Annotated in this window: 15 protein-coding genes; 3 read left to right on the plus strand and 12 right to left on the minus strand. The window is 72.7% G+C overall.

What is annotated here, in order from left to right:
• Nucleotides 1–117: 117 nt before the first annotated feature.
• The gene (locus ABYE80_RS06155) at nucleotides 118–1,296 is read right to left on the minus strand and encodes a phosphotransferase family protein (RefSeq protein ID WP_372789385.1); all 1,179 of its coding nucleotides are present in this window, start codon (nucleotides 1,294–1,296) and stop codon (nucleotides 118–120) included.
• Nucleotides 1,297–1,401: 105 nt separating this feature from the next.
• Between ABYE80_RS06155 and ABYE80_RS06160 the strand changes: the two genes are divergently transcribed.
• On the plus strand, nucleotides 1,402–2,037 hold the full coding sequence (locus tag ABYE80_RS06160) for a TetR/AcrR family transcriptional regulator (RefSeq protein WP_372789386.1): 636 nt from the start codon (nucleotides 1,402–1,404) through the stop codon (nucleotides 2,035–2,037).
• Between the two features lie 7 nt (nucleotides 2,038–2,044).
• On the opposite strand, the gene ABYE80_RS06165 is transcribed toward ABYE80_RS06160, so the two are convergent.
• Entirely contained in the window at nucleotides 2,045–2,848 is an 804-nt protein-coding gene (locus tag ABYE80_RS06165) for a hypothetical protein (protein ID WP_372789387.1), read from the minus strand.
• Between the two features lie 74 nt (nucleotides 2,849–2,922).
• Here ABYE80_RS06165 and ABYE80_RS06170 point away from each other — a divergent pair, with 74 nt between their 5' ends.
• Nucleotides 2,923–3,894, plus strand: coding sequence for an Lrp/AsnC family transcriptional regulator (locus ABYE80_RS06170; RefSeq protein WP_372789388.1), 972 nt, complete (start codon nucleotides 2,923–2,925; stop codon nucleotides 3,892–3,894).
• A gap of 17 nt (nucleotides 3,895–3,911) precedes the next feature.
• On the opposite strand, the gene ABYE80_RS06175 is transcribed toward ABYE80_RS06170, so the two are convergent.
• Genes ABYE80_RS06175 through ABYE80_RS06210 form a run of 8 tightly spaced genes read right to left on the minus strand, consistent with a single transcriptional unit; the run spans nucleotide 3,912 to nucleotide 13,970 of the window.
• On the minus strand, nucleotides 3,912–5,327 hold the full coding sequence (locus ABYE80_RS06175) for an MlaD family protein (RefSeq protein ID WP_372789389.1): 1,416 nt from the start codon (nucleotides 5,325–5,327) through the stop codon (nucleotides 3,912–3,914).
• A 3-nt stretch (nucleotides 5,328–5,330) separates the two neighbouring features.
• On the minus strand, nucleotides 5,331–6,587 hold the full coding sequence (locus tag ABYE80_RS06180; RefSeq protein ID WP_372789390.1) for an MlaD family protein: 1,257 nt from the start codon (nucleotides 6,585–6,587) through the stop codon (nucleotides 5,331–5,333).
• Nucleotides 6,584–8,047: an MlaD family protein gene (locus ABYE80_RS06185; RefSeq protein ID WP_372789391.1), complete on the minus strand. Its 1,464-nt coding sequence runs from the start codon at nucleotides 8,045–8,047 to the stop codon at nucleotides 6,584–6,586. The genes ABYE80_RS06180 and ABYE80_RS06185 overlap by 4 nt, the downstream gene beginning before the upstream one ends.
• Nucleotides 8,044–9,486 carry an MlaD family protein gene (locus ABYE80_RS06190; RefSeq protein WP_372789392.1) on the minus strand — a complete coding sequence of 481 codons (1,443 nt, stop codon included), beginning with the start codon at nucleotides 9,484–9,486 and terminating at the stop codon, nucleotides 8,044–8,046. The genes ABYE80_RS06185 and ABYE80_RS06190 overlap by 4 nt, the downstream gene beginning before the upstream one ends.
• A complete protein-coding gene (locus tag ABYE80_RS06195) occupies nucleotides 9,483–11,021 on the minus strand; it encodes an MlaD family protein (RefSeq protein WP_372789393.1) in 1,539 nt (512 codons plus the stop codon). The genes ABYE80_RS06190 and ABYE80_RS06195 overlap by 4 nt, the downstream gene beginning before the upstream one ends.
• Nucleotides 11,018–12,370 (minus strand): MlaD family protein, encoded by a 1,353-nt coding sequence (locus ABYE80_RS06200; RefSeq protein ID WP_372789394.1) that lies wholly within the window; start codon nucleotides 12,368–12,370, stop codon nucleotides 11,018–11,020. Before ABYE80_RS06200 ends, ABYE80_RS06195 begins: the two co-directional genes overlap by 4 nt.
• Nucleotides 12,367–13,200 (minus strand): MlaE family ABC transporter permease, encoded by an 834-nt coding sequence (locus tag ABYE80_RS06205; protein ID WP_372789395.1) that lies wholly within the window; start codon nucleotides 13,198–13,200, stop codon nucleotides 12,367–12,369. The genes ABYE80_RS06200 and ABYE80_RS06205 overlap by 4 nt, the downstream gene beginning before the upstream one ends.
• Nucleotides 13,197–13,970: an MlaE family ABC transporter permease gene (locus ABYE80_RS06210; RefSeq protein WP_372789396.1), complete on the minus strand. Its 774-nt coding sequence runs from the start codon at nucleotides 13,968–13,970 to the stop codon at nucleotides 13,197–13,199. The genes ABYE80_RS06205 and ABYE80_RS06210 overlap by 4 nt, the downstream gene beginning before the upstream one ends.
• 350 nt (nucleotides 13,971–14,320) lie before the next feature.
• Here ABYE80_RS06210 and ABYE80_RS06215 point away from each other — a divergent pair, with 350 nt between their 5' ends.
• Nucleotides 14,321–14,989: a TetR/AcrR family transcriptional regulator gene (locus ABYE80_RS06215; protein WP_372789397.1), complete on the plus strand. Its 669-nt coding sequence runs from the start codon at nucleotides 14,321–14,323 to the stop codon at nucleotides 14,987–14,989.
• 26 nt (nucleotides 14,990–15,015) lie between these two features.
• On the opposite strand, the gene ABYE80_RS06220 is transcribed toward ABYE80_RS06215, so the two are convergent.
• Together ABYE80_RS06220 and ABYE80_RS06225 are read right to left on the minus strand one after the other, a co-directional pair.
• On the minus strand, nucleotides 15,016–16,512 hold the full coding sequence (locus ABYE80_RS06220) for a flavin-containing monooxygenase (protein ID WP_372789398.1): 1,497 nt from the start codon (nucleotides 16,510–16,512) through the stop codon (nucleotides 15,016–15,018).
• A complete protein-coding gene (locus ABYE80_RS06225) occupies nucleotides 16,512–17,555 on the minus strand; it encodes an oxygenase MpaB family protein (protein WP_372789399.1) in 1,044 nt (347 codons plus the stop codon). Before ABYE80_RS06225 ends, ABYE80_RS06220 begins: the two co-directional genes overlap by 1 nt.
• Nucleotides 17,556–17,835 lie beyond the last annotated feature (280 nt).

Consider the following 17,835-nt stretch of genomic DNA (forward strand, 5'->3'; position numbering starts at 1 on the left):
GCGCCGACCATCAGGAACGTCGCCGCGGCGAAGATCCAGAACACGGTCGTGTTCGCACCGGTGAGCGGCTCGAGCGGATCCAGGAAGCCGGAGTACTCGGGGTTCATGTCGTCTCCCTCAGACCCCGGCCGCCGCGAAGGCATCGAGGTCGTCGCAGGCGGTGGTGATGCGGTGCAGGAGCTTGCCGGAGACCGCGCGGGGCTGCATGTCGGCGGGCATGAGCCGCGGCGGACTGAACGTCGGGGCCCAGTAGGCCAGTGCGCCCCACACCTGTCGGCGGTAGTCCAGCCAGGCCTGCTCGGGGTCCAGGGTCGGCCCGCCCGCGGCCGCCAGGCGCTCGCGGTAGAGGTCCAGGAGCTCGCGCTCCCAGGCGCGGCGGTCCTCGACGGCGAGCGTCGTCGTGACGGCGTAGGCGACGTCGCGCGCCCAACTGCCGTGCACGACGGCCTGCCAGTCGCACAGCCCCATGCGGCCGTCCCCGGTGCGGTACCAGTTGCCGAGGTGCACGTCGTTGTGCAGCAGCGTCGCTGGCGCCGCGTCGTGCGCAGCGATCGAGGCGAGCACGGCCCGCCACGCGCGGCGGGGTTCGTCGCGCACCCCGGACGTCAGGTGCTCTGACGCCTCGGCGAAGCAGCGGGTGAAGTACCGCTCGACGTCCACGAGGTCCAGCGCGTCGCGCCAGTGCTGCACGTAGGTCTTGGCGAAGGCCGGGCGGGGCCGGCCCCAGAACGTGCCGTGCACGGTGGCAAGCATTCTGACGACCTCGTGGGCCATCTCGCGGGTCACGGTGGTCGTCGGGGTCAGGAACGTCGCGTCCTTCTCGGCGACGAGGTCCTGCAGCAGCATCAGCGAGGTCATCCGCCGCCGGTCCACGACCCCGTGGAAGCAGATCGGCGCCTCGATCTCCAACTGCGGTCGCAGCCGTGTGTAGAACTCGGGCTCAACCGGTCCTGTGATCGCCTGGGTGATGCGCTGGCGCAGCGTCGGGGAGGCCTTGGCGAACACCGAGCGCGGGAGCCCGGCGGCGGTGCCGGCCTCGTTGTAGTCGAGGTGCAGGACACGGCGCCAGGTCGTGCCCGAGGAGCCCTCGCCCGCACGGACCGCGAGCACGCGCGCTCCCGGCACGTCGGCGCACAGGGCAGCGGTGAGCCAACCGGTCCCAACGCGACCGGGCGCCGTGGGCACGCGGGCCGGGTCTCCGTCGCCGACCGGTCGGACCCGCTCCGCGGCCGTGTGCGCGCAGACGCGCGCGACGACCGGCAGCGCCGCGAGCACCCCCACCCCCGCTCGGCTCATGACGTCTCGCTCCCGCGGTGACCCATGGCGCCAGACTGACAGGGACCTTGTCAGATGTCAAGAAAGATCCTTGTCAGATCGGATGGCGTCGGTACGATGCTGCCGGTGACGTCCCCCGCCACCCCCCAGCGTCGGTACGGCGGCAAGAGCGCCGACGAGCGCACGGCCGAGCGGCGCGCCAAGCTGCTCTCCGCCGCGCTCGACGTGATCGTCGCCAAGGGCGCCGAGGCGATCACCGTCACCGGCGTGTGCACCAGCGCCGGGCTCAGCGAGCGCTACTTCTACGAGTCCTTCAGCGACCGCAACGCGCTGCTCGACGCGCTCTTCGACGAGATCTCCCGCCAGGGCGCGCAGGCCGTGCTGGCCGCCACGGCGCTCCCGGACCGCGATCGTCGTGAGCGGGCCCGTGCGCTCGTGGCCGGGCTCGCGGACATCCTGCTGCAGGACCCGCGGCTCGGGGACATGGGGCTGCGGTCGCGTACCGACGAGGCCGTCATGCGCGGCCGCTCGGCCACCGCCCACCACATCGCCGCCGCCATCGAGGAGCACGCCGACCGCTTCTGGGCCGTTCGCGGCGCCGACCCCGCGCGGGTCCGCGCCCGGGCCGTCGGGGCCATCGGGGGCATCGCCGACATGTTCGTCGCCTGGCAGGCCGACAGCGGGCTCAGCCAGCCGCAGCTCATCGAGGAGGCGACGGACTTCTTCGTCGCCGCCGGGACCGGCCTCGCCGCGCGCCGCTGAGCGCCCGTCAGGCGGCGCCGGCCGGGACCCGTGCGCGCTCGGGCGGCGCCGCCTCCCGAGCAGCGGACCGCGTCCCGCCGAGCTCACCTTCGCGCCAGCGCTCCGCGATCAGCGTCGCCGCCACGACCACGACCGCGCAAAACAGCAACGTCGCGACCCCGGCGAGGTACTGCACCCCCTTGGCGGTCTCGCCGTGCAGCGCGACGTACATCGGCATGCCCGCCGCGGCGTACACGGCGGGCAGCGAGAAGACCGGCACGATCCCGATGAGCAGCCGCCGCCGGCCCTCGAGCACCGTGCCGAGCAGGTAGATCAGCGTTCCGCACACGATCGGGACCGGCGCCATCATCGGCGCGACGCCGAGGTACTTCAGCGGCGCCTCCCCGTAGTAGGTCCAGGAGCCGACCGACGTCCCCGCGGTCTCCACCGCCACGACCGAGAGGAACGAGCCCAGCGCGATGAGGTGGAGCCGCCCGCGCGTGGCCCCGCCCGCGATCAGCCGGGCCACGACGTAGGAGATCCCGGCCACCCACGGCACGTAGCCGACCACCAGGAACAGCGGGATGTCGCGCCCGAAGGCGGTGAAGGCCCGCGTGGCCTCGTCGGCGTAGGTGATCATCCCGAGCTCGTCGTAGATCGGCTCGTTGAGGGCGCACACCAGCGCACCGACGCAGACGGCCACCGGGACCACGTCGCCGATCCGCCGCCCGTGCACGATCGCCGCGACGAACGTCGCGGCCGCGAGCGTTCCGAAGAAGACCAGGAACCAGATCGTGTCGATGTCGGAGGCCGTGCTCGGGATCGCGGTCATGCCGTCGCCTTTCGTCGTGGTCCGGTGTCGCGGGCGGTCCGGTGCGCCGCCCCAGCATCTAGAGTCAGGCGCCGATGGAACACGGCGCGGGAAGCATCGATGAGCTCGACCGCAGCCTGGTCGAGCGCCTGCGGCAGGACGGCCGGGAGACCAACCGGTCGCTGGCCCGCGCGCTCGGCGTCAACGAGGCGACGGTCGCCTCGCGCCTGCGGCGTCTGGAGGAGACCCGCGCGGTCCACGTCGTGGCCCTGACCGACATGGAGGGGTTCGGCAAGCAGTTCTTCGCGTTCGCCCTGATCTCGGTCGATGACCGCTCCCCGGCCGAGGTCGGGATCGAGCTCGCCGACGTCCCCGAGGTCATCTCGATCACCGTGACCACCGGTCGCTGCGACCTGTTCGCCGGGGTGCTGGCCCGCGACCGCGCCGAGCTCGGACGCATCATCGGGGAGGTGATCCCGCGGATCGACGGGATCGCCGCGGTGCGCTGCGAGGTCGCCGTCGACGTGCTGCGGTTCGACTCCGAGTGGGCCACCCTGCGCACCGGCGCGGCGCTGGACACCGTCGCACGACCGCCGCTGGAGGCCGCCGGGGTCGACGGGCTCGACCTGGCGATCGTCGCCGAGCTGCAACGGGACGCCCGCAGCAGCAACCGGCGGATCGCAGCCGCCCTGGACGTCTCGGAGGGCACGATCCGCCAGCGCGTCCGCCGCCTGGAGGACGACCGCCTGATCCGGATCTGCGCGGTCTCCGACATCGAGGCGTTCGGTCGCGGGGCGGCCGCCAACGTCGGGATCACCTTGCGCGGCGGCGCCGTGCAGGAGGTGGGGGCCGCGCTCGCCGCGCTGGACGGCGTCGCCGTGGTCGTCCGCAGCCTTGGGGAGTTCGACTTCGTGGTGGTGGTCCTCGCGGACACGCGAGCGCACCTGCTGGCCACGATCCTGGACTCCATCCGATCGATCGACGGGGTCCGGGCCACCGAGACGCTCGAGGTCGCGGGCATGCTCAAGCACGTCTACACCTGGGTGCGGCTCGTCACGCCGCAATGACCCCACCGGTCCGGCGCTCACTTGGGCGCGAGCTGCAGTCGGGGATAGAACGCCGAGGTCCCGTTGAACTCCCATGGACCCTGCAGCAGGCAGGGCGGCGAGCCGGTGCCGATCGCCGGAAGGTACGGGACGTTGTCGGTGTTGCGGCAGTCGAAGGCCTTGACGAAGCCCTGCGTCTCGATGTCGCGCAGGCCGCCCGGCTTGACGTACGGGTTGAGGATGTTCGTCGGCAGGCGCTTCTTCCAGCCGCCGATGGTCTCGTTCCACACGGTCGGCAGACCGGTCGCGTAATGCTGGACGAGCCCGCCGGGACCGACGAAGACGCCGTTGGTGATGTTCGCGACGTTCGCGAACGCGGCCACGGGCCCTTCCGGGTTGGCGGCGATCAGCTCCATGATCGGGATCAGCTCGCGGGCGGTCGGATAGAACGCCTCGAGCGCCGTCCGGGCCGGCTCGACCATCGCCGTGAGCGCCGGGAGGCTGCGGCGCCCCTCGCCGACCACGTCGGTGAGCTCCCGGAACACGGAGCGGAACTCGGGTGCGGCCTGCCGGATCTCGCGCAGCGCCGGGACGGCCTTGGCCGCCGGGGGCTCGAGCGCCTTGACTGCGCGGTTGAGGTCCGGGGCCGCCGCGGTCACGGTGCGTGACGTGGTGCGCAGCTGCGCCAGGAACGGCGGCAGCGCGCGCACGGTGGCGCGGACCTGGCGTTCCCGGTCGGCGGTGGTCGCGAGCACGTCGTTCCCGGCGCGGACCGCCGCCTGCACGAGGCCGGCCTGGTCGCCGACGGCGCCGAGCACGTCGGCAGAGCTCGAGACGAGACCCTGCAGGTCGGTGCGCTGGGTGTCGAGCACGCTGAGGACCTGATCGAGCCCGGCGCTCAGACCTGCGGCAGATCCCAGTGACCCGCTGATCTCGGGTGCTCGTCCGTCCACGGCCTCGGCCAACCCGCCGAAGAGCTCGTGGATCCGGTCGCGCGTCCGTGGGTCGAACGTGGCGAAGAACTCGTCGAGCTGCACGTTGCGGACCACCCGGTGGGCGGCGAGCCGGCCACCATCGGGGATCCGCGGCGCCTCGCGCGGCCCGGGGGCGATCTCGACGTACCCCTCCCCGAGGAGCGTCTTGGTCCGGGCGACCGCCTTGGCTTGCGTACCCAGGGGCGCGAACCTCCGATCGATCTCGACCTCCGCTTCGGCGCGGTTGCCGACCCGGCGGACCTCGGTGACCTCGCCGATCGGCACGCCCGCGATCTGCACCTGCGAGCCCGCCACGAGATTGGAGGAGGCGCTGAAGGGAATCGACACGCGGTAGCCCTTGGGCTCCAGCGGCAGATGCCCGCCGAAGGTCCAGTAGGTCAGCAGGGTGAGCACCACGCACGCCAGCGTGAACAGCACCGGCAGGACGACGAGTCGCAGGGACGGGGAGCGCGTTTCCATGGGCTACTTGGGACAGACCTTGAAGAGATCGAAGATGTCGCCCAGGCCCTCCATCTCCTGGGTCCCGTAGCAGTTGGCCATGACCTGCGCGCGACCGATCCCGCCGTGCGCGTCGCTCAGCGAGATCACCGAGTTGAAGTTGTGCAGCGCCCACGAGAGCCAGAACAGGTACCCCTGGTTGCGCCCGCCGGGGTTGTAGGCCAGCTCGTTGACGAAGTAGGTCAGCGTCTGGAAGGACCGGGTCAGGTGCGGGGTCTGTCCCGAGAGCGAGCGGACGACCGGCGCCACCTCGTCGGCCAGCGGGTTGAGGTCGCGCACGAGCGGCCGCACGTCCTCGCGCAGCGACCGGCGGGCGTGCTCGGCGAACGGGCCGAAGGTCCCCAGGGTCGCCGGCAGCTTGCGGACCGAAGGGAGGACCGACGCGAGGGTGGGCTGGAGCTCCTTCGCGAACGGTTCGAGATGGGCCAGCGTGGTCTCGGTCACGGCCAGGGTCGGAGGCAGCTCCCGCAGGCCGGCGCGCAGCGCGTCGTCCTGCGCGGCGACGGCCTCGAGCGTCGCGTTCCCGGACGCCACCAGCGACGCGAGGCGGCGGTCGCGTGATGCGGCCTGGGTGACACGGGCGAGGTTCGTGACCAGGCGGGAGAGCTCGCGCCGCCGGGCCGCCATGGCCTCCGCGATCTGGCCGGCCTGGCGGGTCGTCGGCCCGAGGGCGCGCAGCGCCTTGCGCAGGTCCGGTCCGCGACCCGACACGCCCTGGTCCAGCGACGCGACCATCGAGCCGAAGAACGTGCGGGTGTCCTCGTCGAGCACCGAGAGCAGGTCCGACAGCGGGACCACCGGCGAGGTCTGGCCGATGCCGAGCATCTCGCCCTCGGCGAGCGCCGGCGCGGGCGCCCGACCCGGATCGAGGTTGATCTGCATGTCCTTCAGCGGCGTCACCGGCTCCAGGGCGGCGGTGGCGTCACGCCGCACCGCCGGCACCTTGTCGCGCTCGATCTCCATGGTGACGACGGCGCGGCCGTCGACCAGCTCGGCCTTCTTGACCTGCCCGACCTTGACGCCGACCACGTTGACGGGCTGGCCCAGGCCGCCGACGATCGCGTCGGCCGAGGTGAACTGCGCCTTGACCTCGTAGACGTCCTGGAAGGGGTTCGGGGCCCGCTGCTGCACGAGCAGGTAGGCGGTGGCCGCCAGGCCGGTGATCCCGAGGATCGAGATGATCACCAGGAACCGCAGCTGGATTCGGCGGTTCGGGCTCACGGGCGCCCCGCCTTCCCCGGGGTCGAGCGCAACCGGGCCCACCGCGGCGGCGGCGCGGGGTCCACGTTGAGCTCAGGCAGCTTCTGCTCGGAGCACGGCTTGTCCGGCCGGTACTCGGGATCCACCCCGTATCCGAGCCAGGCGGGGCGCACGCCCTGGATGTCCTGGTTGATGTTGCCGGCGATGCTGCCGAGGCCGGGGACGACGCCCTGCACGAGCGCAGGGCCGAACGCCAGTCCGGCGCGGAACGTCCCGCCGTTGCCGTCGAAGGAGGTCGACGCCGACGTGAAGCCGGTGAACGAGTGCAGGAGGTCCAGCCACACCGGGTCGCCGGTGGAGTGCTTGCCGTCCTCGAGCTTGGAGTTCAGCACCGGGACCACGTTGGAGACCAGGCAGCTCGTGACCTCGTCGGTGTAGCCGAACAGGCTCTGCAGGCGCCGCTCGAGCCCGGGCAGCGTGGCGGTGACCGGATCGAGACGGTCGAGCAGGGCCGGGAGCTCGGCGCGGCGCGAGAGACGGTCGACCTCGTCGAGCACGGCGTTGGCCGACCGCAGCGGACCGGGCGCAGCGTCCAGGACGGGCTCCAGCGCCCGGGCCGTCCGGGTCAGGGTCGGCAGCGCGCCGTCGATCGCGCGCAGGCTCGCCGGGGTGCGGCGCAGCACACGGGCGAACCCGCTGATGCTCGCGCGCAGGGCCCGTTGCTCGTCGGCGAGCGCGGCGAAGACCCGGTTGAAGTTCGTGACGCTGTCGGCCAGCGCCCGCGGGTCGGTCGCCAGCTGGGCGACGACATCGCCCGTGCCGCGGACGGCGCGGGGCAGATCGCCCGGACCGTCCCCGCGAAAGGCCCGGGTCGTTGTGGTGATGTCGGCGAGGGCGCCGTCGAGCTCCTTGACCGCTCGGCGCAGCCCGCGGGTGCCGGAGCCGGCGAGCGCGCCCGGGTCGGGACCGGCGCTCCCGAGGCCCGCAGCCAGGCCGGCGATGCCGCGGTGCAGGGCGCCGCGCGTCGGGGACTCCAGCGCGCCGAGAACCTGGTCGAGCTGCGGCGTCACCGCCGTCCGGGCCAGCGGGATCGTGGCGCCGGCCGTCATCTCCGATGCGGAGGGCGTCCCGGGGCTGAGGTCGAGGTAGGCGTTGCCCTCCAGCACCAGGCGCGGCTTGACCGTCAGCGTCGCGTCGGCCCCGACCGGGCGCCCCTCGTCCTCGATCCGCATGCGCACGACCGAGGTCGCGTCAGGCCCACGCTCGATCGCGGTCACCTCACCGACGCGGATCCCGCCGATCCGCACCTCGCTGCCGCCCCGCAACTGGTTGGCGTCGGCGATGACCGCACGGATCTCGTAGCCGCCACCGAACAGGCTGCCCTTCGCGAAGGTGAACACGCTCACGGCGGAGATGAGCACCATGGCCGCGAGCGCCGCGAGGTGCCGCCGGCGGAGCTCGTGCTCGGCGCGCGGGCTCACCGCAGCCCCTCCGGGTCGGTGAGCAGGCCGGCCTTCCGGGCGAGGTCGGCAACCCCGGGCGGAGGCGCCGTCGGGCGGGTGCTGGCGGGCTGCTGACCGGCGGGGCTCCCGATCTGCTGGCGCCCGGTCCACGGCTCGTTGCCGGACTCGCACTCCGTCGCGTCCATTCGGGGCAGCGGGTTCATCCCGATGTTGCGAGAGGGGCGGGCGTTCTGGAACCCCTCGTTCTCCGCCCCGGTCGTCGACAGGAAGAGCGAGGCGAGCGCGGGTCCGTGGTCGGTCCCCTGGGTGCCGAACGTCCCGGCGAAGCCCTGCAGGAAGAGGCTGAGCGTGTTGCAGTGGATCTGGGCGGGCACCAGCGCGGAGATCGCCTTCGAGGAGGTCGCGGCGAGGTCCCGCAGCTTGCGCAGCGCGCCGTCGGTGTCGTTGGCGCGGCTGAGGCGGTCGAGCGCCAGCAGCGCGGTCCGCAGCGGTCGCTCGAGCGCCGGAAGCGCGCGGAGCGGCGGGACGCCCTCGCGCAGCGTCGCGTTGATCTGGCGCAGCGAGGCGGGCAGGGCGCGCGCTGCGGGTCGCAGGTCCACGGTGAGCCGGGCGAGCCCGTCGAGGCCGGGCCGGATCGCCGTGAACGCCTGCGCGACGGCGGTCTCGGTCGAGGGCGCGACATCGAGCATGGCCGAGAGCGCGTCTCGCTCGCGCGCGAGCGCCGCGAACGTGCGGGAGCCGCCGTTGACGAGGCCGGCGAGCTCCTCGCTCACTGGGGCGAAGGCGCTGCTGGCCCGGTCGAACTCGGTGATGAGGGCGGGGAGGCGCGTCGGCCCCGCCGCGAGCACGCCGGCGACCCGCGTCAGGGCGGGCAGGAGGCGGCTCGTGGAGAGGATCGTGGCATTGATCGCGGTCCCGCGGCCCTGCAGCCCGCCGGCGATGTCGGCGAGCGCCGAGCGGAAGCGCTGCGCCGAGCGGCGGTCGAAGACCTCGAACAGGTCGGTGAGGTTGGCGGTCGTACGCGCCTGGCGCAGCGGGAGGACCCCGCGGTCGGGTAGGTCCCGGTCGCTGCGCCCGAGCACGACGTCCACGTAGGTGAGCCCGAGGACCGAGGCGGGCCGCACCTGGGCCGTGCTGTCCACCGGGATGCCGCCGACCGACGGGTCGACGGCGATCTCGACCCGGGCGTGGGGCTCGGCCCCCGGCTCGGAGACCGCCTCGGTCTTCAGCACCTGCCCGACCCGGATGCCGCCGATGCGGACGTCGGCGGCGTTGATCAGGCGCTCGGCGTTGGGGACCTCCACCGTGTAGCGCTCGCGCCCCTGCCAGGGCAGGCCGGTGTTCGCGGTGTAGGCGATGAACCCGACCACGAGCACCACGACCACGGCCAGGAGGCCGAATGCGGTGACGCGGCGGTCGCGCAAGGCGAGGGTGCTGTTGCGGCGCGACGAGGTCACTTGAGCAGGAAGTCCAGGAGTGCGGTGGTCTCGTCGTTCTCGTCACCGGGCGCGTCCTCGCCGCGCTTGCCGAGCAGTCCCTCGAGGAGCTTCGGGACGTCGACCGGCAGGCCTGGGATGGCCGGTCGCGCGGGCACGGGGTCCTTGGCGGCCGGAGATGGCTTCCCGCCCGGTGCTGTCGGCTTGCGGGGTGCCGGCCTGGAGGCCTTGGGTCGCGCGTCGCGCGGGAAGGTCCCGACCGGCGGCGCCGAGATCGGACAGCGGTAGTTGCGCCACAGGTTCTGCGGCTGCTGCGGACCGCACCGCGGCTGGTTGATCGGCACCGTGCCGTTGCCGGGGGCGCGCCACATGCGCGAGCAGCCAGGCTCGTCGCGTCCGGCCTGCTCGGCGACGATGCAGTTCGGGGCGAGGTTCGCGACGAAGTTGATGAGGTGCGACGTCTCGTCGTAGGAGCTCGCGAGGATCGCGAGCGTGTAGGTGAGGCGCATCGCACCCTCGATCCCGCCGCTGTCCCGCAGGCTCACGAGCAGGCGGTCGACGTCGGGGGCCAGGACTCCCAGGTCCGACGCCGCCCGTCGCAACTGCGCCACCACCGGCGTCGCGCGGCGGATCGCCGGTCGCGCGGTGCGGGTCACTGCGGTCAGCGAGCGCAGCGCCGGACGCCCCGCGTTCGAGAACGCCGGAAGCGTTCTGGTCAGCTCGTCGAGGCCGGGTGCCGCCGCCCGTACTGAGCCCAGGAGCGGCGTCGCATCCTGCGCGGTCGCGTCCAGGGCCCGCAGCCCGGGCCGGACCGCGCGCAGCATGGCGGGCAGCCGCTCGACGGTGCTCGCGAGCTGCGTCCGGCGCCCGGCGGTCGTCTCGGCGACGTCGGCGGCGTGCGTGACGAAACCGCGCACGTCCTCGTCCTGGCGCCCGAGCCGGGCGAGGACGCGGTCGGTCTGGGTCACGGCGGCGGCGATCTGACGGCGCTGTGCGGCCAGGATGTCCAGCACGCGGCGGGAGGAGGCCAGCGCCGGGTTGGCCCGCCGCAGCAGCGCGTTGAGGTCCTCTCCGCGTCCCGCCCCCGCGATCCCCAGCTCGGTGATGAACACGCCGAGCCGCTGCGCGGTGGGCAGGGAGAAGACGTCGATGACGTCCTGCAGCGACACGGGGACGGTCGTGCGCTCCAGCGGGACGACGGGGACCCCCGAGGCGTCGGCCGCCAGGTCCCGGGCGGCCGTCCCGGGACGGCACTCGACGAAGTTCTCGCTGATGAGCCCCTCGGGCCGGATCGAGCAGCTGGCGTCCGCCCGGAACGGCCCGTACCGGCGCTCCACGTCGAGGACCATCCGGGCCTTGGGCCCGGGGGCGAGGTCGATGCGGTCGATGCGCCCGACCACGGCGCCCGCGATCTTGACCTGCTGGCCGGGCACCATGCCCTTGGCCGTGTCGAACACCGCGGCGACGCGGTAGCCGTCCTCCTCCCCTCCCCGGGAGACGAGCAGACCGACGGCGACGAGCGCGAGCAGCGCGAGGGCGATCGGTGCGCGCCTCATGGGTCGTTCACCGAGGCCGGGGTGCTGTGCTCGGGGCTGCAGAGGTCCGCGTCGGGGACCCACGGGCTCGACCCGTCGATCGCTGGCGGGACGTTGCCACCGGGGCAGCGCCGAGTCTGCTTCGTGCGGATGTCGATGATGCCGGGGATCAGCTCCCCGTTCTGGAACAGGGTCGAGCCGAAGCCGCCGATGCTGGTCTGCGGCGGCTGGATGAAGTCGAGCCGCTCGTAGTGGCCGGCCCGCGTGTAGTTGAAGCCGCCCGCGCCGACGAGTCCGTTGAGGATGCCGAGCACGAAGTCCGAGCCGTAGAAACGCGCGCCGCGGACGATCGGGCGTACGTCGTCGAGCGCCGTGCGCGCGGAGGTCAGCGCCTTCACGGCGGGCGTGCGCAGCGGCCGCAGCCCGGCCAGCGATCGCCGGACGCTCGGAAGCTGATCGGCCAGGCGCGCCACGACTGGAGCGGCGCGCGGGAGGACGCGGGCGCTTCGCGCGAGCAGGCCGTCGAGCGGCTCGGCGACCGGGACCGCCTTGCGCAGCGCGGGACGGAGCGCGACGACCGCTCCGTCGGCGCCCTTGAGCGTGCCCTGGGCCTGGGCCAGGACGGCCGGCGTCCGGTCGAGGACCTCGCCGAGCGCGCGGCGCTCCTGGGCGACCGCCCCCAGCGCGGTGGCGGTGCCGGCGACCGCGGAGCGCAGGTCCTCGCGCCGAGAGGCGATCGCGCGTGCGGTGGTGTGGCCCGCGGTGATGACCTGCCGGACGGACGCGCGGTCGCGGGCGAGCTCGCCGACCATGCCGTTCAGCTCGGCGAGCGCCGGATCGAGCTTCCCGAGCATCGCGTTGAACCGACGGCCTCCCGAGCCCGCGAAGATCTCCGCGCTGCTGGCGACGAGCTGCTTGAGGTTGGCGCGCTCCTTCGGGCCGAAGGAGTCGACGATCGCGTCCAGCGCGACGACGCTCGTCGTGCGCTCCACGGGGAGGACCGACCCGTCCGGCAGCTCGGCGCCAGAGCCGGACCCCGGCGACAGCGCCACGAAGCGGTTGGTGATGCCGGCCTGGCCGAGCGAGCGGATCGTCGCGCGGGTCCCCTCCCGGAGCGGGGTGACCTCGCCGTCGCTGATCTCCAGCACGACGTCGGCGCGGCCGTCGTCGGACACGCGGATGTCGCTGATCGAGCCGACCTTGCGTCCTGCGACCTGGACCAGGCCGCCCTTCACGAGGCCGCCGGCGTTCGTGAACTGCGCGCGGATCGTGTAGTCCCCGCCGCCCAGCAGGACGACCGCGCACGCCGTGACGGCGGCCGCCAGCGCGACGGCTACGAGCGCGCGGGTCTGCGTCGTGCGGGTCTTCATCCGCCGATCGGAAGTCGGGGGGCGCCGCCCCAGAAGAGCTGGCTTCCCAGGATGCCGATGACGTGCACACCGATCAGGTTCACGACCATCGCCCGGGCGGTGGCCCGTCCGACCTCCACCGGCCCGCCCCGGACCCGGTAGCCGTAGTAGCAGCCGACGAGCACGACGAACGTCGCCATCGCCATGCCCTTGAGGCCGGAGAAGAGGAAGTCCGTCGGGGTCTGGAAGCGCCAGAAGAGCTCGAGGTAGCCGCCCATCGAGACCTGGCCGACCTGCAGCACCACGGAGATGAACGACCCGAGGAACGAGACGAGCATCGCGATGCCGTAGACCAGCGGCAGGATGATCCAGGTGGCCAGCAGGCGCGTGGAGCAGAGGTACAGCAGCGAGTCCAGGCCCATGACGTCCATGGCGTCGATCTCGTCGCTGATCCGCATGGTCCCGATTTCGGCGACGTATCCGGTGCTGACCTTCGCGGCCATCATGTAGCCGAACGCGTAGGGCGCGATCTCCCGGAGGTCGCCGATCGACGTGAACGCCCCGGCGGCCGACGGGGCGCCGACGAGCCGGGCGCCGTAGGCGGCCTGGATGCCGATCGTGAGCCCGAACGCGAAGACGAGCGCGAGCACGATGAAGACGGAGCCGACCGCGAGGATGTTGGCCTGGTGCAGCACCTCGGTGAAGTACCGGCGCACCCGGCCGGTGAGCACGCCGCGCGTGACCCCCCAGAAGAAGAGGCTCGCGTCACCGAAGCCCTCGGCGCGGGTGCCGAGGACCCGGCGCAGGACGCGGTCCACGCCGGCTGAGGGACTCCGGGGCTGGGCGCTCATCCGCGCACCTGCGAGAGCTCCGGCTGCGTGGCGAGCAGCAACTGGCTGAACACGTAGTCGGTGAACCCGATCGCCAGGAACGCCAGCACGACGGCCTGATTGACCGCCCGGCCGACGCCCTGGGCATCACCGGAGACGTTCATGCCCTTGTAGCAGCAGATGATCGCGATGAGGGCTCCATAGACGACCGTCTTCAGGACGGCGGCCTGCAGCTCGAGCGCGTTGGCGTTGCCGAAGAACGTCGCGAACACCGGCCCGAGCGCGCCGCCGTTCTGCAGCACGACGACGACCAGCCCGAGCAGCCCGGCCAGCAGCGCGAAGATGTTGAACAGGAACGCGGCCGACACCAGCGCCAGCAGGCGCGGGACGACGAGGCTGCGTACCGGGTCGACGCCGAGGACCGCCAGGGCGTCCAGCTCGCCGCGCGCCTTGCGGGCCCCGAGGTCGGCGCAGATCGCGGTGCCCGCCGCCCCGGCGATCACGATCGCGCTCACCAGCGGGGCGAACATCCGCACGACGATGATCACGTAGGCCCCGCCCATGCGGTCGGTCGCGCCCACGAGGGAGAAGAAGTTCGACGCCTGGATGCCGGCCGGACCGAACGACAGCGCGAACGACGTGAGCACCAGCGGGAAGAAGCAGATCTTGATCGTGAAGCGCAGCTGCTGCACGAACTCCGGGCCCCAGGTCACCGGTCGGCGGACGGCTGCCCGCAGCGACTGGAGCGCGAGGTCGAGCATGCCGCCGATCTCGTGGATCGCACCGGGCATGCGGGGCGCACGCGGGGGCCGAGCGGAGGTCTTGGGGCGCGGCGCGACCGCGCCCGGACCGGTGTCCGAGGCAAGGCTCATCGCTCGTGTCGCCCCGCGTGCCGCGAAGCGCTCCCCGTCCGCAAGATCGATCTCTCCCTATCAGCCTGACAGTAAGCCTGGCGCTCAGCGCATCCTACGCACAATCAGACCCTCTGCGCAAATTCGAAGTGTCAGTGCGTTTCAGGCACCTGAACCGTAGAGTTTCGGGGAGTTCCGCCGTGCGTGTCGGTCTCCTCATTTGCATCTCGTGCCAGTCCCCGTCGGGCACCTGAGTTGCGCGTCCTGTCAGCAACGCGTAGGCTCGTCCTGTGTCGATCACTGACGCCGCGACGACCGGAGAGTCCGCGCCCGATACCCCGCCTCGGTTCCGACGGCTCGCCGGTGACGACCGTCGTCGCCAGATCATCGGCATCGCGCGCGAGCTGTTCGCCGCGCGGCCCTACGGCGAGGTCCCGACCACGGAGATCGCGCGTGCAGCCGGGGTCAGCCATGGCCTGCTGACCTACCACTTCGGATCCAAGCGCAAGCTCTACCTCGAGGTCCTGCGCTCGATGCTCTACCTGCCGCGGGCACCGAGCCCGATGGCCACGATGGACCCCGATGTCGACGGCGCGCTCGAAGTGATGACGGACTGGTGGCTGGACCACGTCCAGGAGAACCGCGAGCTGTGGCTCTCGCTGCTCGGGGCCCGCGGGCTCGGCCGCGATCCCGAGGTCGAGGCGCTGCTGGACTCCTACGAGGAGGCCTCGCGCGCGGACCTCATCCGCTACCTCGCCGCCCGCGACCCGGCCGACGCGCCTGCCGAACTGTGGGCCGTCGTGGTCGCCTGGCAGGGCCTGGCGGAGGCAACCGCCGTGGAGTGGCTCGAGCGCGAGCGGATCAACCGCGCCCAGGCCAAGACCCTGATCCTCCTGGCTCTGCGCCAGCTCCTGAAGCTTCAGGGCGCGGTCCGCCGCGCGGGCGAGCCGGGCGACTGAGCACACGCCCCCACTGCCGGACGCCGCTACCCCACGGTGGCGACCGGCGCGACCACCGGGAGGTGCTCGTAGTCGCCGGGGTCGAAGTGCTTCGTGGCCCTGGCGTAGGCGACGTGCGACCCGGGCCACACCGTGGTCACGCGCCCGGCCTCGGTGGTGTACCAGCCCGGGCATCCGGCGGTGAAGACCGTGCGCTGCAGCTTGCGCTCGAGGTCGGCGACGAACTCCCCGTGGACGTCGGGTCGCACGTCGACCGCGGCCCCGGTCCGACCGAGGTGGGCGACCGCCTGCGCGATGTAGGAGGCCTGGCGCTCGAGCAGGAAGATGATCGTGTTCGTGAGCGAGCCGGTGTTCGGTCCGTAGACCATGAACAGGTTCGGGAAGCCCGGGGTCGCGATCCCGAGATAGGCCTCCGGGCCGTCGGCCCACGCCGCGCGCAGGTCGCGGCCGTCCCGGCCGGTGATCTGCATCGGGGCGAGGTACTCGGTCGGGGTGAAGCCCGTGCACCAGACGATCGCATCGGCCGCGACCGCGGAGCCGTCGGCGGCAACGAGCCCGTCCGGGGTCACCTCCGTCACACCGGCGGGCACGACGTGCACGTCAGGCCGGGCCAGGGTCGGGTACCAGCGGCTCGACAGCAGCACGCGGTTGCACCCGAAGGGGTAGTCGGGCGTCAGCGCCGATGCGAGCCCGGGGTCGCCGACCTTGCGCCGGATCAGGCGTCGCAGGCGCGCCTCGATCAGCTTGCGCATCGGGTCCGCGCGCCGCCAGATCAGCGGAGCGTTGGCCTCGAACTTCCACCACATGAACGTGTGCCTCGCCCGGGTCGCGCCGGGCAGGCGCATCAACGTGCGCTCCAGCAGCGAGGTCGCCCAGTCGTACTTCGGCACCACCCACATCGGCGAGCGCTGTACCACGGTGACCTCCGACGCGAGGTCGGCGATCGCCGGCACGACCTGGATCGCGCTGGCCCCCCCGCCGACGACGGCGACACGCTTCCCGCGCAGGTCCACCTCGTGGTCCCACTGCGCCGAGTGGAACTGCGGCCCGGCGAAGGTCTCGAGCCCGGGGAGGTCCGGTACCCGCGGACGACTGAGCTGCCCGGTCGCGCACACCAGCACCTCAGGGTGCAGCTCCTCGCCGTCAGCGGTGCGGAGCAGCCAGCGACCGCTGTCGTCGTCCCAGGCGGCGCTCGTGACCTCCACGCCGAGGCGCAGATGGTCGAGCAGGCCCGCGTCGCGGGCGACCTCGTCGAGGTAGGCCTGGATCTCCGGCTGGGTACCGAAGCGCCGGGACCAGTCGCGCTTCAGGGCGAAGGAGAACGAGTAGATCTCAGAGGGGACGTCGCAGGCCGCTCCCGGGTAGGTGTTGGCGGCCCAGACGCCGCCGACGCGCTGCTGGCGGTCGAGGATCACGAAGTCGCGCTCGCCGCGCCTCTGCAGCTCGAGCGCGGCGGCGAGCCCACCGAAGCCCGCCCCGACGATCGCGATCTTCGGGCTCTGGGCCTCCACGACGGCGGCCATCAGCGCGTCGCGCCCGTGATGGCCTCGAGCACGTCGGGGCGCATGTTCGGTACGAGGTCGTCGATCGCCGTGACGAACGGGGCCGGGTCGGGCGCCACGAAGCTGCGAGACGCCGCGTCGTAGCCGCCGGCTGCCGCCTCGGCTGCCCGCGCGCGGCGCATGATCGCCGCGACGTCGGACTTCATGAAGCCGTCCCACGCGGCGGTCCCCCGCGCGCTGCCCAGGGCGGCCGCGAGCGCGCGCGCCGAAGCCCGCACCGCCCACTCGGCGCGGAGCTCGGCGCGGCGCGGCAGCGAGAACAGCTCGAGTTCCCGCGGGCGGACGGTCAGCAGGCAGATGTCCGAGAGCGCCCGGATCACGCGCGCCGCGGCCTTTCGCTTGAGCGGCGGAAGGTCGCCGATGACGCTGCCCTGCGGGTACTCCCCCATGGTGAACGGGCGCAGGATCTCGCGGGCCTGCAGCCCAGCGGCCCAGCGCTCGGTGGCGGCCGCGATGAAGGCCTGCAGCTCGGCCATCGTCCCAGGCAGATGCTCGGGCGGTATGCCCAGCAGAGCGCCGGCGAGCTTCTGCTCCTGCAGGAACCGGTCGCGCTCGGACCCGCTCAACGGGCGCACGAGCAGCTCGTACGCGGCGATCCAGGAGTCACTGAGCAGCGCCTGCGTCAGGGCCAGCTCGTAGGCCGAGTGCGCCTGGTAGGGCAGCCCGGTGATCGGCTCGACGCCGACGACCCGGCTGTGGTTGCGCCGCACGAACCCGGCGACGCGCTCGGCGTCCGCGCGCGAGCCGTAGACGGTCGAGTACGCGTAGCGCGCAATGGTGCGATAGCGGGTGACCGGGTCCTGGTGGACGCGGTCGTGGTCGACCGCCGCGGCGGCGAACTGCGGGTGCAGGGTCAGCAGCAGCCCCTCGCGCAACAGTGCGATGACGAAGACGGCCGGGTTGCGCAGCACCTCCCAGCTCACGGCGCCCGGGCCGAGCGCCCAGGTCTCGCCGTCCGCGCCCGCACGGTCGGCGAGGGATTGCGTCGTCAGCGGCGTCGACATAGGGCACATACTCCCATACTGCCACCCGCCGAGCAACAATCCGCGTTGTAGATTCGGCATCTGCTCACGTCTCTTAGCTTTTCTTGATGCTTGGCACTACACTATGCGTGCTCCATGCTTGCGCCCCGCCGCGCCGCGACGATCCGAGGAGACCGCCCGCATGCTGTCCGCCGTTCCCGCCATGCCCGTCCGCGACAACCCCGACGCGGCCCTGATCGTCTACACGGTTCTCATGGTGGTGCTCACCGCCGGCCTGCTGGTCTGGTGGCTGACCTCACCC

Origin of the sequence: Paraconexibacter sp., assembly GCF_041602235.1 — a bacterium.
GTDB lineage: Bacteria > Actinomycetota > Thermoleophilia > Solirubrobacterales > Solirubrobacteraceae > Paraconexibacter.

Bases quoted from the DNA above. Each gene is read 5' to 3' on its own strand.
- ABYE80_RS06200 (WP_372789394.1), bottom strand. From the start codon at position 12,370: ATGAAGACCCGCACGACGCAGACCCGCGCGCTCGTAGCCGTCGCGCTG.
- ABYE80_RS06225 (WP_372789399.1), bottom strand. From the start codon at position 17,555: ATGTCGACGCCGCTGACGACGCAATCCCTCGCCGACCGTGCGGGCGCG.
- ABYE80_RS06175 (WP_372789389.1), bottom strand. From the start codon at position 5,327: ATGGAAACGCGCTCCCCGTCCCTGCGACTCGTCGTCCTGCCGGTGCTG.
- ABYE80_RS06210 (WP_372789396.1), bottom strand. From the start codon at position 13,970: ATGCCCGGTGCGATCCACGAGATCGGCGGCATGCTCGACCTCGCGCTC.
- ABYE80_RS06205 (WP_372789395.1), bottom strand. From the start codon at position 13,200: ATGAGCGCCCAGCCCCGGAGTCCCTCAGCCGGCGTGGACCGCGTCCTG.
- ABYE80_RS06220 (WP_372789398.1), bottom strand. From the start codon at position 16,512: ATGGCCGCCGTCGTGGAGGCCCAGAGCCCGAAGATCGCGATCGTCGGG.
- ABYE80_RS06165 (WP_372789387.1), bottom strand. From the start codon at position 2,848: ATGACCGCGATCCCGAGCACGGCCTCCGACATCGACACGATCTGGTTC.
- ABYE80_RS06195 (WP_372789393.1), bottom strand. From the start codon at position 11,021: ATGAGGCGCGCACCGATCGCCCTCGCGCTGCTCGCGCTCGTCGCCGTC.
- ABYE80_RS06155 (WP_372789385.1), bottom strand. From the start codon at position 1,296: ATGAGCCGAGCGGGGGTGGGGGTGCTCGCGGCGCTGCCGGTCGTCGCG.
- ABYE80_RS06170 (WP_372789388.1), top strand. From the start codon at position 2,923: ATGGAACACGGCGCGGGAAGCATCGATGAGCTCGACCGCAGCCTGGTC.